Below are 14,254 nucleotides of genomic sequence, written 5' to 3'. Positions count from 1 at the left end.
CATATGTTCGGACGGGCCGACAGTCACCGCACCGCTGCCGATAGGCTGGGCGGATGACGCGAGCCGAGCAGCCAACGGTCGTGAGCCCCACCTCCGACACACTTGCCGCAGACTCACGCGAGCGCGCCGTACGAGCCCTGTTGCGTGTTCCCCCGCTGAAGCGGTTGTGGAGCGCCCAGCTCGTCGGCGGTATCGGCGATGCACTCGCCCTTCTCGTGCTGGTGCTGTTGTCGCTGCAAGCAGCGGTCCTGGAGGGCTCACTCGGGGCCGGATACCGCGGGGCGGCCTTCGCCGTCGCCGCCGTGTTCGGTGCCCGCATCCTTTCCACCGTGCTCTTCGGAGCCGTACTCCTGGGGCCTTTGACGTCGCTCACCGCGCCCGGCGGAAAACTGGACCGGCGATGGCTGATGATCGGGACGGACGGGCTGCGGCTCGCCCTGCTGATCATCGCCCCGCTGTGGATCGACTGGGTGCCGGACAAGGCACTCATGATCATCCTCATCACCGTCTTCGTGACCGGTGGAGCCGAGCGCCTGTGGGCGGTGGCCAAGGAGAGCGCCGCCCCGGCGCTCCTGCCCGCCCCGCCCATCGAAGGCGCCGCCGTCCGTCCGCTCCCCGACCACCTCGACGCCCTGCGCAGGCTGTCACTCCGTACGAACTTCCTCGCCGTCCCCGCCGCCGCGGTGGTGCTGCTGGTCGCCACGCTGATCGGCAACCTCCTCGGCACGGGCCTGGAGTGGTTCTCCTTCCACCAGGCGGCCCTGGGTTCGTATGTCGCGGCCGGTCTGTTCATGGCCTCCATCACGACCCTGTACTTCCTCGAACTGCCCGACACCCAGACCCCCCGGCCGCGCTCGCCCCTGGAAGGCCTGCGCCGCCCCACCACCGGCAGCGGCCCCGACAAGGGCCGCACCGGAGCCCTCCGGCTGGTCGTCGCCGTCTGCGCGGTCGTCGCCGGAGCGATCGCGGCGGCCGCCGCCGTGTCCGTCCTGCACGCCTACGACCTGGGCGGCGGACCCGTCACGTTCGCGCTGCTGATCCTGGCGCTGACCGGCGGCACCGCCCTCGGTATCCGTACGGCGCGGAAGGTGCTGCCCACCCTGTCGCGGCGCCGTCTGCTCGCGCTGGCCACCACCGTCACGGGTCTCGCGCTCCTCGCGCTCGGCCTGGTGCCGGACACCGCCACCGGCATCGCGATCGCGCTGCTGGCCGGTTACGCGGCCGGGGTCGCCGCCAGCATCGGGCACGCGATCATCGACCAGGAGACCGAGGCGCCCCGCCAGGCCCGGACCACCGAGCACCTCCAGGCCCTCGTCCGGGTGCTCGTCGCGCTCGGCGCGGTCGCGGGCCCGCTGCTGGCCGCCGCGATAGGGCAGCACCGGCTGGGCGGCGGCGACTTCGTCTTCGACCACGGCGGCGCGGCCTACACGCTGATGCTGATCGGCGCGCTGCTGCTGCCCGTCGCCGCGATCGTCCTCGCCAAGACGGACGACCGCTCGGGCGTACCGCTCCGCCGCGACCTGCGCGAGGCCCTGCGCGGCGGCGACCCCGCCGTGGGCCCTGCCGCCACCGGCTTCTTCCTCGCCCTGGAGGGCGGCGACGGAGCGGGCAAGTCCACCCAGGTCGAGGCGCTCGCCGACTGGATCCGCTCCAAGGGCCACGAGGTCGTCGTGACCCGCGAGCCCGGGGCCACCCCGGTCGGCAAGCGGCTGCGGTCCATCCTGCTGGACGTCGCCTCCGCCGGACTCTCCAACCGCGCCGAGGCGCTGCTGTACGCCGCCGACCGCGCCGAGCACGTCGACTCCGTGGTCCGCCCGGCGCTGGAGCGCGGCGCGATCGTCATCTCCGACCGCTACATCGACTCCTCCGTCGCCTACCAGGGCGCGGGCCGCGATCTGGCCCCGACCGAGATCGCCCGGATCTCGCGGTGGGCGACGAGCGGACTCGTACCGCATCTGACGGTGCTGCTGGACGTCGACCCGCAGACCGCGCGCGAGCGGTTCACGGAGGCGCCGGACCGGCTGGAGTCGGAGCCGGCGGAGTTCCACGAGCGCGTACGGTCCGGGTTCCTGACCCTGGCCGCCGCCGACCCGACGCGCTATCTGGTGGTGGACGCCGGGCAGGAGCCCGAGGCGATCACCACGGTCGTACGCCACCGTCTCGACCGGCTCCTCCCGCTCTCCGAGGCCGAGATCCAGGCCATCGAGGAGGCCCGCCGCAAGGCCGAGGAGGAGGCCCGGCGCAAGGCGGAGGAGGAGGCCGCCCGCAAGGCCGAGGAGGAGCGCCTGGAGAAGGAGCGCCAGGAGCAGCTCGCCCGGCTGCGCGCCGAGGAGGAGGAGCGCAAGCAGCGCGAGCTGGAGGAGGCGCGGCAGCGCGAGGCCGAGCGCCAGGCGGAGGAGGCCCGGCAGCGCGCCGAGGAGGCCCGCCGCCGAGCCGAGGAGGACCGCCGTCGGCTGGAGGCCGAGGAGCGGGCCCGCGAGGCCGAGCAGGAACGCCTCCGCAAGCAGGCCGAGGAGGAGGCGCGGCTGCGCAAGGAGGCCGAGGCGCTCCGGCTGGAGAAGCAGCGGAAGGCCGAAGAGGCGCTGGTACGGGCCGAGGAGGCGCGTCGGCGTGCGGAGGCCGAGGCGGCCGCTCGTACGGAGGCGGCTCGGGCCGAGGCCGAGCGGGCTGAGGCCGAGCGGGCTTCCCGTGAACCCCGGCCCGAGGCGTCCTCGCGGTCGGAGGGGCAGGGGGCGACCGTTCCGGAGAACGAGCTGACGGTGCCCACGCCGATCGTGAATCCGAACGAGATCACACAGCCGGTGCCTGCGGCGCGTCCGGAGGAGGGACCGGGTTCGGGCCCTGCTTCGAGGCCGGGCGCTTCGGGCTCGGGCTCGGGTTCGGGCTCTTCGGGTTCGGGCTCGGGTTCCGGGGATGACGAGACGGCGATGCTGCCGCGGATCACGGACGAGCGGCCGGGGCGCGACGCCCGGGACGGCCGTGACGCTCGGGCCGCCGACGAGACGGCCGTACTGCCGCCTGTACGCGGTGACCAGCCCTCCGACCGGGTGCCCAAGGGCTACTTCCGGGACGAGGGCCCGGCGGCGGAGAGCGAGAACGAGCGCACCCGGGAACTCCCGCAGGTCGAGGACCCGCAGGCCGCGGGCCGGGCCGACGCGTCCCGCCCCCGCCGCAAGCGTCCCCGTCCGGACTGGGCCGAGGAGACCCCGCTGGACGATCTGCCGACGCTGGCGGACGAGCTGCTCGGCGGGCACGACGAGGAGGACCCCACGGGCCGGGGACGTCGCCCGCGCGGCTGACCTGCAGGTCCGGAGTCCGGCCCGTCCGCCCCTGAGGGGTGGGTGGGCCGGACTTGTCAGTGGCGTCCCCCACAATGGAATCCGACAGGTGATCCGACAGGCCGGATCACCGGGAACCCCGTGATGGGAAGGGCGGTGACCGATGACCGTATGGGACGACCTGGTCGGGCAGGACCGGGTGAGGGAACAGCTCGCCGCTGCCGCCAAGGACGCCGATGCGCTGGTCACGGCCGTCTCCGACGGTGAGCCGCTGGAGCAGGGCTCGAAGATGACGCACGCCTGGCTGTTCACCGGACCGCCGGGTTCCGGGCGGTCCACCGCCGCCCGCGCCTTCGCCGCCGCGCTCCAGTGCACCAGCCCGGACCGGGCGCTGGGCGGGGAGCCCGGCTGCGGGTTCTGCGACGGCTGCCACACGAGCCTGATCGGTACGCACGCCGACGTCCAGGTGATCCGTACGGACCTGCTCTCCATCGGTGTGAAGGAGACCCGCGACCTGGTCCGCCGCGCCCAGCTCTCCCCGGCGGTCGGCCGCTGGCAGGTCATCGTCATGGAGGACGCCGACCGGCTCACCGAGGGCGCGGGCAACGTGCTGCTGAAGGCGGTCGAGGAGCCCGCGCCGCGCACGGTGTGGATGCTGTGCGCCCCGTCGCTCGAAGACGTCCTCCCCACGATCCGCTCGCGCTGCCGCCACCTCACCCTCGGCACCCCGCCGGTGGAGGCGGTGGCGGACGTCCTGATCCGCCGGGACGGGGTCGACCCCGAGCGGGCGCACGCGGCGGCGCGGGCCACCCAGGGGCACATCGGCCGGGCGCGCCGTCTGGCCACCGACGAGCGGGCGCGGACACGGCGGGCGGCGGTGCTCAAGGTTCCGCTGCGGGTCGCGGATGTGGGCGGCTGCCTCAAGGCCGCCCAGGAGCTGATCGACACGGCCACCGACGATGCCAAGCAGATGGCGGAGGAGGTGGACGTCAAGGAGACCGAGGACCTGAAGGCGGCGCTCGGCGGGGTGGCGGGCGGCCGGATGCCGCGCGGCACGGCGGGGGCGATGAAGGAGCTGGAGGACAAGCAGAAGCGCCGCAAGACGCGGACCCAGCGCGACAGCCTGGATCTGGCGCTCACCGAGCTCACCGGCTTCTACCGCGATGTGCTGGCGCTCCAGCTCGGTTCGCGGATCGCCATCGCCAACGTGGATGTGCACGACTCGCTGGACCGGATCGCGGAGTCCTCCACGCCCGCGCAGACGCTGCGCAGGATCGAGGCGGTCATCGCGTGCCGGCAGGCGATGGACCGCAATGTGGCGCCGCTGCTGGCGGTGGAGGCGATGACGATGTCGCTGCGAGCGGGCTGAGGCCGGGGCGGGAGCGGGGTGGCTTCCACCACTCCGCCGGGTGCTGCCAGGGGGCGGTCATCGGACGAGGGGAATGCCCTGTCAGAGAGATGTCGGCCGCGGGACGCTCCCGATCCGTCCGCCCGACGCTGTCTTGACAGGGTCTCCCTCTTGATCAAAACTGTCCGGCCTGCTCAAGCTTGTCTGCGTGATATCCGCAGAGGACACACGATCAGGAGTGGATGGCTGTGATCGCCAACCGACTGGACCTGCCCGCGCCCTGGACCGCTCACCCGCTCAGCGGCTCCACCGAGGAGGGCCGCCTGGTGTCCCGTTGGATGCGACAGGAGCATCTGGAGCGTACGTGGCACCAGCCATGGTCGCCGGAGCGCTGGACGGAGGAGTTACGCCGACTGCACGCACGCGACGGAGGCGGACCGTTCCGGATCACCTACGGCACAAGGCAGTTCGCCTACATCGAGGTGTACCGGCCCTTGGACTCCAACATCGCCACGTTCCACGCGTGGGACCGTCATGATCTGGGCTTCCACATAGCGATCACCGACGAGAACCTGATCGGACGAGGTCTGGGCACCGCCTTCGTCGGCGACCTGGTGCAGACCCTGTTCCGGTGCTCGCCCGAGGCGGGACGTGTCGCGGCGGAGCCGGACGTACGCAATCTCGCCTGCCGTACGGTCATGGAGCGGGCGGGGATGGCTCTGGTCAGAACGGTTCAACTGCCCCACAAGAAGGCCGCCTTGCACGTGTGTCCCCGCCCTCGGGCCCGGACGGTGACGGGCTCCGGCCAGGCGGAGGGACCACGCCGTGCGCAGTGATACCAGTGACCGGCCACCGCGCACCACGGCTGAGGGGCAGTCGGCCCGGATCGCGGCCAGCAGCGTCCTGCTGGCCCTCCACCAGTCCGGTGGCGTGGTGGTGCCCCTGCTGGTCGGCGCCGCGATCGACACCGCGTTGGGCGAGAGTCCGTCCGTGCTCCTGTGGTGGTGTGTCACCCTCGCCGCGGTCTTCGTGCTGACGGCGTTGGCCGGGGCGCTGGGCAGCGGACTGAACTACGCCGCGGAGCTGGCGTGGGCCCATGGTCTGCGGATCGCGCTGGTGCGGCGGATCCTGTCGCCACACGGCTTCGTCGCCCACGGCCACGGCGACGGCGGGCTGACCACCCTGGTCCTGAGGGACACCCGGCAACGGGCGGAGCTGGCGACCGTGGCCGGTACCGTCGTCCCGGCTCTCGTCTCGATGACGGTCGGCTTCACGGCCCTGCTGACGGTGTCCCCGGCACTCGCAGCGCTGCTGGCTGCCGGGATCGGGACCACGCTCGCGCTCTCCCGGCTGCTGTCCCGCCGGCTGGTCGCCCGGGTCGACGCGGAGCGCGGCGGCCTGCTGGACATCGGAACCCACGCCGAGGACCAGCTCACCGGCCTGCGTACGCTCAAGGGTTTCCACGCCGAGGCCGAGAGCATGGAGCGCTACCGGCGGCTGAGCCGGGACGCCGTGGAGGCGAGGGTGGCGGCCATCCGCTGGGAGAGCGCCTACCGGGCCGTCAACGCGGCGGCTTCGGGAGTGCTCATGGTCGGGGTGATCTGGTTCGGCGGCGCGGCCGTGCTGGACGGGACCCTGACCATCGGCGGTCTGGTGGGGGCCGTGGGGTTGGTGCAGGTGATCGCCACCGCCCTGGAACGGCTCACCTCCATGGGAACACTGGTCGCCCGCGCGTCCTCCTCCCGTATCGCGATCGACGAGGTGATGCACGCACCCGCCCGGGTGCCCGACGGGCCGCTGACGCCTCCTGAGCCAGGCCCGGGGGCGCTGCGCCTGAGAGGGGTGCGGAGCGGGCCGCTGCGCGGACTCGACCTGGAGGTCCCGGCCGGCTCCCGTGTCGGCATCGTGTCCCGGACCGACGGGGAGAGCGACGCTCTGCTCAGCCTGCTGGCGCGGGAGAGCGCTTACGAGGGGAGCGTGCTGCTGGACGGCGTGGAACTGCGCGAGTTGCCGCTGGTCGCCGCCCGGGAACGGGTGGCCGTGAGCCGGCACGACGCGGAGCTGTTCCCCGGCTCCGTGGTGGAGAACATCGCGTCCGGTCCGGACGCCGCCCACCGTGCGGCGCGCTCGATCCGGGCAGCCGGCGTCGACGAGGTGGCCCGAGCCCTTCCGGACGGTCTCGACACCGAGATCACGGAGCGGGGCCGTTCCCTCTCCGGCGGCCAGCGCCAACGGGTGGTGCTCGCCCGTGCCTTGGCCACCGATGCGCCGGTGCTGGTGCTCGCCGATCCGCTCAGCGCCACTGACGCGGCCACCGAGCACCGGGTCTCGCTCGGCATCCACCGGGCCCGCGCCGGACGCACCACGCTGCTGCTGACGAGCAGTCCGGCGGTGCTCGCCGGCTGCGACCGGGTGGTGGTGCTCGACAGCGGGCGGATCGGGTACGCGGGTACGCACGCTGAGCTGTCGCTCCATCCGGCCTACGCCGCGGCGGTGTTCGCGTGAGCGCTGCCGTGGAACTGCCGACCGCGGGGGTGAAGCAGACCTGGCAGGTGGTGCGGGAGTGCGGCCGGGGTCAGGCCCGTGCGGCCTGGACCGCGGTGATCTGCCTGGCGCTGAGTTCGGCCTCGGTGCTGGTGGTGCCGCTGTTGGTCGGACGGATCGTGGACATGGTCACCGGTTCGGGCGGCGGCCGTCCGCTCGGGCCGGCCGCCGTCGGAGCGCTCGTCGTGACGGCGGTCGGTGCTGTCCTCGCCGCGGTCGGCACCGGCCGTACCGCCCTGGTCTGCGAGAACGTGCTGGGACGGGTGCGTGAGCGTGCTCTCGGTGTGGTCTTGGGCCTGCCGTTGCCCACGGTGGAGCGGGTGGGACGGGGCACCGTGCTCAGCCGGACCGTCGGGGACGTGGGAGTCGCCTCCGATGTGGCCCGGGGGGCGCTGCCCGCCTTCCTCTCCGCGCTGCTGACGCTGCTGGTCACCGGCTTCGGGCTGTTGGCGCTGGACTGGCGCCTGGCCGTCGCGGGCGCGCTGCCCCTGCCGGTCTGGGCGGTGGCCACCCGGATCTACCTGCGCCGCTCGGGTCCGCAGTACGCCCATGAGCGCACGTCCGAGGCGCGGTTGAGCCAGTTGTTGCTGACCGGGATCTCGGGTGCCCGTACGCTCCGTGCGCTGCGACTGGAGGAGGTTCACCGTAGCCGGATCGAGGAGCGGTCCCAGGCGTGGTCAACGGCGGCTCTGCGTACCTGCGTGACCCGGATCCGGTTCTCGCTCCACCTCAACGGGGCCGAGCTGTTGGGCCTGTTGGCGGTGCTGCTGACCGCCTCAGCGCTGGTGCGGGCGGGATCGCTGTCGCTCGGCGCGGCCTCGGCAGCGGTGCTGCTGCTGATGCGGGTCTTCGAACCGGTCGGGACACTGCTCTACCTGCTGGACGAGGTGCAGTGCGCCGGTGCCGCCCTGGCGCGGCTGGCCGGCATCGTCGGATCATCCGAGGAACGCGTCGAGGACGCGGCACGCTCCGGTCGTGCGATGCCGAGCGACGGTGGTCTGACGGTGTCCGGTCTGGAGTTCGACTATGGGGACGGCCGGCCGGCGGTCAGGGACGTGTCGTTCCAGGTCGAGCCGGGTGAACGCGTGGCGATCGTCGGGCCCAGCGGTGCGGGGAAGTCGACGGTCGTGGGGATCGTCACGGGTATGCACACGCCCAGCCGCGGCTGGGTGACGCTGGGCGGGGTGCCCGTCCAGCGGCTCGACCCGAGGGCGACAGGGCTGGTCACCCAGGAAAGCCACGTCTTCGCCGGTTCGGTCCGGGACAACCTCTCGATCGCCCGACCCGACGCCGACGAAGCCGCGCTGATCGCCGCACTGGCCCAGGTGGGTGCGGTGGACTGGGCCCTGGAGCTGCCCGAGGGCCTGGACACGGTGGTCGGGCGGAGCGGACGGACGCTGTCCCCCGTCCAACGGCAGCAACTCGCCCTGGCCCGGCTGGTGCTCGCGGATCCACCCCTGGCTGTTCTCGATGAGCCCACCGCCGAGAGCTACGGCGGGGACCGGGCGGCGGTGAACGCCGCCGTCGACGCCGCGCTCAAAGGGCGTACGGGAATCGTCGTCGCGCACCGGCTCAGCGACGCCCGCGCCGCCGACCGGGTCCTGGTCCTCGACGAAGGCCGGGTGGTCGCGTCCGGCACGCACGAGGAGTTGCTGCGGGACGGCGGTCTCTACGCCGAGCTGTGGTCCACCTGGCAGGCCTCTCGGTCTCCCGCCGGGCTCGGCGGCCCCTGAGGCGACAGGCGTGGGTGGGCCCGCCTCACGGGCCCACCCACGGGGGATTCCCGTACCCGCTCAGCGGTACCGGACGTCGCCGTCGGCTCGGGACTCGATCTCGCCGGCCAGCGACATGAGCCTCGGCTTCTTCATCAAGGTGCGCACGGGAACGCGTACACCGAAGTGCTCCTTGACGCGCGCGATGAGGCGCATGGCGGTGAGGGAGTGGCCGCCGAGGTCGAAGAAGCTGTCCTCGTCCCGGACGTCAGGCTGGTCCAGCACCTCGGAGAACAGCCTCCGCAACACGGCGACCGTCTCCTCGCCCGCCACCACGCCCGGCTCCGCCTCGGACGCGCCCTCGGTCACCGACGGAACCCGCTGGACCGCGCGGATCACCCGCTCCTCCCCGGCCACCGCACCGTCCAGCAGCCTCTCCATCCCGTCCACCACCGCTCCGACCGTCGAACGGTCCAACACCTCCGCACCGAACTCCACCGTCAACTCCATCCCCCCACGGGGAAGTTCACTGAAGGCAATCGCGAGGTCGAAGGCGGCTTCGCCGGAGGCGACAGGAAACGGCGTGCTGACGGCTCCCCCGTCGAGGTCGGGAACCAGTCGCGTGTGGTGCTGTTGGGCGAGGAGTACCTGGAAGAGCGGGTTACGGCTCGGGTGCCGCGGCGGGTTGACCGCCTCCACCACACGGTTGAACGGCACATCACCCCGATCGAACGCTCCCAGATCCGCATCCCTCACCCGCACCAACAGCTCACCGAACGACACATCACCGCCGACGTCACACCGCAGGGCGACCGTGTTCACGAAGAACCCGACGACGTCCTCCAGTTCCTCCCCTCGACGCGTCGACACCGGACACCCCACCACCACATCCGGACCCGCCCCCGACTCCGCCAACACCGCCGCCAGAGCCGCGTGCACCACCATGTACACACTCGACCCCGCCCCCCGCGCCAACTCCTTCACCCCCGCGTGGCGTTCATCCGACCACCGCCGGACCAACCGCTCCCCCCGCACCACCGGCACATCAGGCCGCACCCGATCCAACGGCACCCCCGACTCCACCGGCACACCACGCAAAACCCCCCGCCAAAAACCCACATCGGCAGAGTCCGGCTCGCTCCGCGACGTACGGCGCTGCCATCGGGCGTACTCCGCGAACTGCGGGTGAGCGGGGGTGCTCAGCACCGGGCCTCCTCGCAGCCGGGCCGCGTACGCCCGGGACAGCTCCGCGGCGAGCCGCGGCATCGACCGGTCGTCGGTGATGAGGTGGTGCAGGCACATCAGAATCACATGGTCGTCATCCTGGAGCCTGAACACTCTGACACGGAGGGGTGGTTCGTCCTCCAGGCGGAAGGTCGACCGGGCGGCGGCGGCCACCGCGTCCGCCACCTTCTCCTCGTCGGTCGAGAGTTCGGCGAAGTCCAGCGGCGAACGGCCGGGGGGAAGGACATCCTGCACGGGGACGCCGTCCACCTGGGGAAACCGGGTGCGCAGGATCGCGTGGCCGGTCGCCAGATCCTCCATCGCCCCGCGCAGCGCGGCCGTATCGAGCGGGCCACGGGTCCGCCACGCCCACGGGACGTGGTACAGCGTGCCGACGCCGGACATCGCCTCCAGGATCCAGAGCCGCTCCTGCTCGTACGAGAGCGGCACCGGCCCCCGGCCCGGCGCGGAGCCGCCCAGCTCCGGCGGAGCGGACGGATCGGCCGGGAGGTGGCGCGCCAGACCGGCCGGTGTCGGGTGGCCGAAGAGGGCGGCGACCCGGGGACGTACGCCCAGTTCGCGTTCGATGGCGTTGATGAGGCGCATGGCGGTGAGCGAGTGGCCGCCGAGGTCGAAGAAGCTGTCCTCGTCCCGGACGTCAGGCTGGTCCAGCACCTCGGAGAACAGCCTCCGCAACACGGCGACCGTCTCCTCGCCCGCCACCACGCCCGGCTCCGCCTCGGACGCGCCCTCGGTCACCGACGGAACCCGCTGGACCGCGCGGATCACCCGCTCCTCCCCGGCCACCGCACCGTCCAGCAGCCTCTCCATCCCGTCCACCACCGCTCCGACCGTCGAACGGTCCAACACCTCCGCACCGAACTCCACCGTCAACTCCATCCCCCCGCCGGGAAGTTCCTGGAAGTCGATGGCCATGTCGAAGATGGCCTTGCCGGTGCTGACCGGGAGGGGGGTACCGGGCGCGTCTCCAAGTCCGGGGGCGCGGCCCACGTGGTGCTGTTGGGCGAGGAGTACCTGGAAGAGCGGGTTACGGCTCGGATGCCGCGGCGGGTTGACCGCCTCCACCACACGGTTGAACGGCACATCACCCCGATCGAACGCACCCAGATCCGCATCCCTCACCCGCACCAACAGCTCACCGAACGACACGTCACCGCCGACGTCACACCGCAGGGCGACCGTGTTCACGAAGAACCCGACGACGTCCTCCAGTCCCTCCCCTCGACGCGTCGACACCGGACACCCCACCACCACATCCGGACCCGCCCCCGACTCCGCCAACACCGCCGCCAGCGCCGCGTGCACCACCATGTACACACTCGACCCCGCTGCCCGCGCCAACTCCCTCACCCCAGCGTGGCGTTCATCCGACCACCGCCGGACCAACCGCTCCCCCCGCACCACCGGCACATCGGGCCGCACCCGATCCAACGGCACCCCCGACTCCACCGGCACACCACGCAAGAATTCCCGCCAGAAACCCACACCACCGCTCTCGGGGCCTTCCGTGGGGGTGTCGTGGACGCGCCGCTGCCAGGTGCTGAAGTCCGCGAACTGGAGCGCCGGGCGGGCCGGGGGTGCGAGTCCCGGATCGAGCCGGGCCGCGTACGCCTGCTCAAGCTGCGTCGCCAGCCGGTCGACGGACCAGTCGTCGACGACCATGTGGTGCAGGCAGATCAGGACCGTCGGCGGGGTGTCGGGCGCGGTGAGGACCCGGACGCGCCACGGGGGCCGGGTCGCCAGGTCGAAGGACTCCCGGGCGGCCTCCTCCAGCGCGGCGCTCAGGTCCTGTCCGTCGACCGGAAGAACGGCGTAGTCCGGGGTGTATCCCTGCGGCGGGAGGATCTCCTGGCGCGGGGTACCGTCCACGGCCGGGAAGCGGGTGCGCAGGATGTCGTGGCAGGCGGCCAGATCCTCCAGCGCGCCGCGCAGGGCTTCCGGGTCCAGGTCGCCGTGCACCTGCCAGGCCCAGGGCACGTGGTAGTGCGTGCCACCGCCCGACAGTGCCTCCAGCAGCCAGAGCCTTTCCTGCTCGTGGGAGAGGAGGACGGGTTCACCCCCTCGTCGACCCGGCCGCGGCCGGTCCGGACCACTGCTGGCGAGACAGGCCAGGAGGTCGCCTGCCCGGCGGGCGGCGAAGACGTCCCGCATCGACGGTTCGCGCCCGAACAGCCGTCGGCACTCGGTGGCGAGCCGCATGGCTGTCAGCGAGTGGCCTCCGAGCGCGACGAAGTCGAATCCGTCGTCGAACTCCTCCTCGTCGCAGCCGAGCACGGCCGAAAGGAGTTGCCGCAGAGCCTCCTCACCGGCTTCACCGGCCTCGGCGGGCAGATGCGCCGCGGACGTCCGGAGGACGGCGCGCCGGTCGAGCTTGCCACTCGGCAGCGTCGCCAGACCGGACACCGGGACCAGGAGGCTGGGCACCATGTAGGGAGGCAGCGTCCGGGCCACATGACGACGCAGCTCCCGGGCGTCGATCTCCGCTCCTTCGGCCGGCACGACGTACGCCGCCAGCTCCGCGCCGCCCGTGGTGTCGTCGTGGGAGGTGACGACGGCCTGGGCGACCGAAGGGTGGCGCAGCAGGACGGACTCCACGTCGGTCGGCTCGATGCGGTGGCCGCGGATCTTCAGCTGGCCGTCGACCCGGCCGAGGAACTCCAGGACCCCGGAGCCGTGGCGGACGGCCCGGTCCCCGGTGCGGTACATCCGCGCACCGGGAGCGCCGTAGGGGTCGGCCACGAAACGCTCGGCGGTCAGCGCCGGGCGGTGGAGGTAGCCTCGGGCCAGTCCGTCACCACCGAGGTACAGCTCTCCCGGCTGCCCGGCGGGGACCGGTCGCAGGGAGTCGTCGAGGAGGTGGGCGACCGTGCCGGGGTCCTCGGTGCCGAGCGGCGCGACCGCTCCGTCCCAGGAGGCGTCGTAGTCCCAGAGGGTGGAGTTGACGGTGGCCTCGGTCAGGCCGTAGCACGCGACGACTCTGGCCCGCCGTGCCCAGCGGCCGGCCAGGGACAGCGGCACCTTGTCGGCGCCCGTCATGATGGTGAGGCCATCGGGCAGAGGGCTCTCCTCCGGCAGCAGTTCGAGAAAGGCCGGCGGCAACGCCGCATGGGTGACGCGCTGTTCGCGGAGCAGTTCGAGGAAGGCCGGTTCGGCCACCCGGCGTTCACCGGGGACCACGACGAGCGTTCCACCGAGCAGGAGAGCCATGGACATCTCCAGGAAGGCCACGTCGAAGCTCATCGACGTGAACTGCAGGACCCTGCTGTCCCGGCCCGCGCCGAACCCCTGAACCGCGGTGGCCAGCAGACTCCGCAGACCGGTGGACGTGAGGATCGTCCCTTTGGGGCGTCCGGTCGTTCCGGACGTGTAGATCACGTAGGCCGCGCTCTGCGCAGGGGCGGTCCGGCGCGGAGGCAGGGAGCGCGCGGTGTCCGGGGCGAGCGGTCCGGCGTCGGCGAAGGCCGGCCCGACGGTCACGGTGCGCAGGCCTTCGGCCAGCTCACGCGTCGCCCCGTCGGCGTCCGGTGCGATGACCAGAACCGTGGGCGCCGCGTCCGCGATCATGAAGGCGAGCCGATCGGCCGGGTAGTCAGGATCCAGCCAGAGGCATACGCCGTTGACCTTCGCGACCGCCAGCCAGACCACGGCACAGAGTTCCGACCGCCGCAGGGCGATGCCCACGATGTCGCCGTCCCCGACGCCGCTCTCCGCCAGACGCGCTGCGATCAGATCGGATTCCTGGTCGAGTCGTGCATAGGTCAGTCGGCGTCCCTCGCAGAGCACGGCGGGATGGTCTGCCCGCGCGGCGACCTGTTCGGAGAAGATCTCCGCGATGAGGGAACGGCTCTTTCCCGCCATGTTCGGTCCTTTCTCCGGAGGCGCCAGGACCCCGTTCGGCACGTGCGGCCGGGGTTCGCCGGGGGTCTCGGTGCGGGATGCTAGCCGGATCTCGGGGTGGCCGACGACGGTTCACCCAGGCCGTCCGAAAAGCGTTCACCATGCCGTTCTCCCGCGTCCAAGGCACCCTGGACAGCCGATCTGAGGGTGTGCCAGGGTGCTTGGACCTCCTCGCTCGACAACGTTGTACAGGTGTTGTGTCGAGCGTGATTGGTGAGATTGACCCGCCG

General features: G+C 72.3%; 6 protein-coding genes. 5 read left to right on the top strand and 1 reads right to left on the bottom strand.

The features are described from left to right. Positions 1–53 precede the first annotated feature (53 nt). From tmk to D6270_RS15025, 5 genes are all read left to right on the top strand, one after another. Entirely contained in the window at positions 54–3,299 is a 3,246-nt protein-coding gene (gene tmk / locus D6270_RS15045; RefSeq protein WP_109164931.1) for a dTMP kinase, read from the top strand. A 142-nt stretch (positions 3,300–3,441) separates the two neighbouring features. Beyond that, positions 3,442–4,647 carry a DNA polymerase III subunit delta' gene (locus D6270_RS15040; RefSeq protein ID WP_109164932.1) on the top strand — a complete coding sequence of 402 codons (1,206 nt, stop codon included), beginning with the start codon at positions 3,442–3,444 and terminating at the stop codon, positions 4,645–4,647. Positions 4,648–4,874: 227 nt separating this feature from the next. Continuing rightward, entirely contained in the window at positions 4,875–5,462 is a 588-nt protein-coding gene (locus D6270_RS15035) for a GNAT family N-acetyltransferase (RefSeq protein ID WP_109164933.1), read from the top strand. Beyond that, positions 5,452–7,131 (top strand): ABC transporter ATP-binding protein, encoded by a 1,680-nt coding sequence (locus D6270_RS15030; protein WP_109164934.1) that lies wholly within the window; start codon positions 5,452–5,454, stop codon positions 7,129–7,131. The genes D6270_RS15035 and D6270_RS15030 overlap by 11 nt, the downstream gene beginning before the upstream one ends. Then, the gene (locus D6270_RS15025) at positions 7,128–8,903 is read left to right on the top strand and encodes an ABC transporter ATP-binding protein (RefSeq protein WP_109164935.1); all 1,776 of its coding nucleotides are present in this window, start codon (positions 7,128–7,130) and stop codon (positions 8,901–8,903) included. The genes D6270_RS15030 and D6270_RS15025 overlap by 4 nt, the downstream gene beginning before the upstream one ends. Positions 8,904–8,963: 60 nt before the next feature. On the opposite strand, the gene D6270_RS15020 is transcribed toward D6270_RS15025, so the two are convergent. Next, the gene (locus D6270_RS15020; protein WP_109164936.1) at positions 8,964–13,985 is read right to left on the bottom strand and encodes a non-ribosomal peptide synthetase; all 5,022 of its coding nucleotides are present in this window, start codon (positions 13,983–13,985) and stop codon (positions 8,964–8,966) included. Positions 13,986–14,254 lie beyond the last annotated feature (269 nt).

It is taken from the genome of Streptomyces griseus subsp. griseus (genome assembly GCF_003610995.1).
Classification (GTDB): Bacteria; Actinomycetota; Actinomycetes; order Streptomycetales; family Streptomycetaceae; genus Streptomyces.
The sequence above is the reverse complement of the archived record's forward strand: the minus strand, read 5'-3'. Positions and strand labels throughout refer to the sequence as shown.

Bases quoted from the DNA above. Each gene is read 5' to 3' on its own strand.
- D6270_RS15020 (WP_109164936.1), bottom strand. From the start codon at position 13,985: ATGGCGGGAAAGAGCCGTTCCCTCATCGCGGAGATCTTCTCCGAACAG.
- tmk (WP_109164931.1), top strand. From the start codon at position 54: ATGACGCGAGCCGAGCAGCCAACGGTCGTGAGCCCCACCTCCGACACA.
- D6270_RS15040 (WP_109164932.1), top strand. From the start codon at position 3,442: ATGACCGTATGGGACGACCTGGTCGGGCAGGACCGGGTGAGGGAACAG.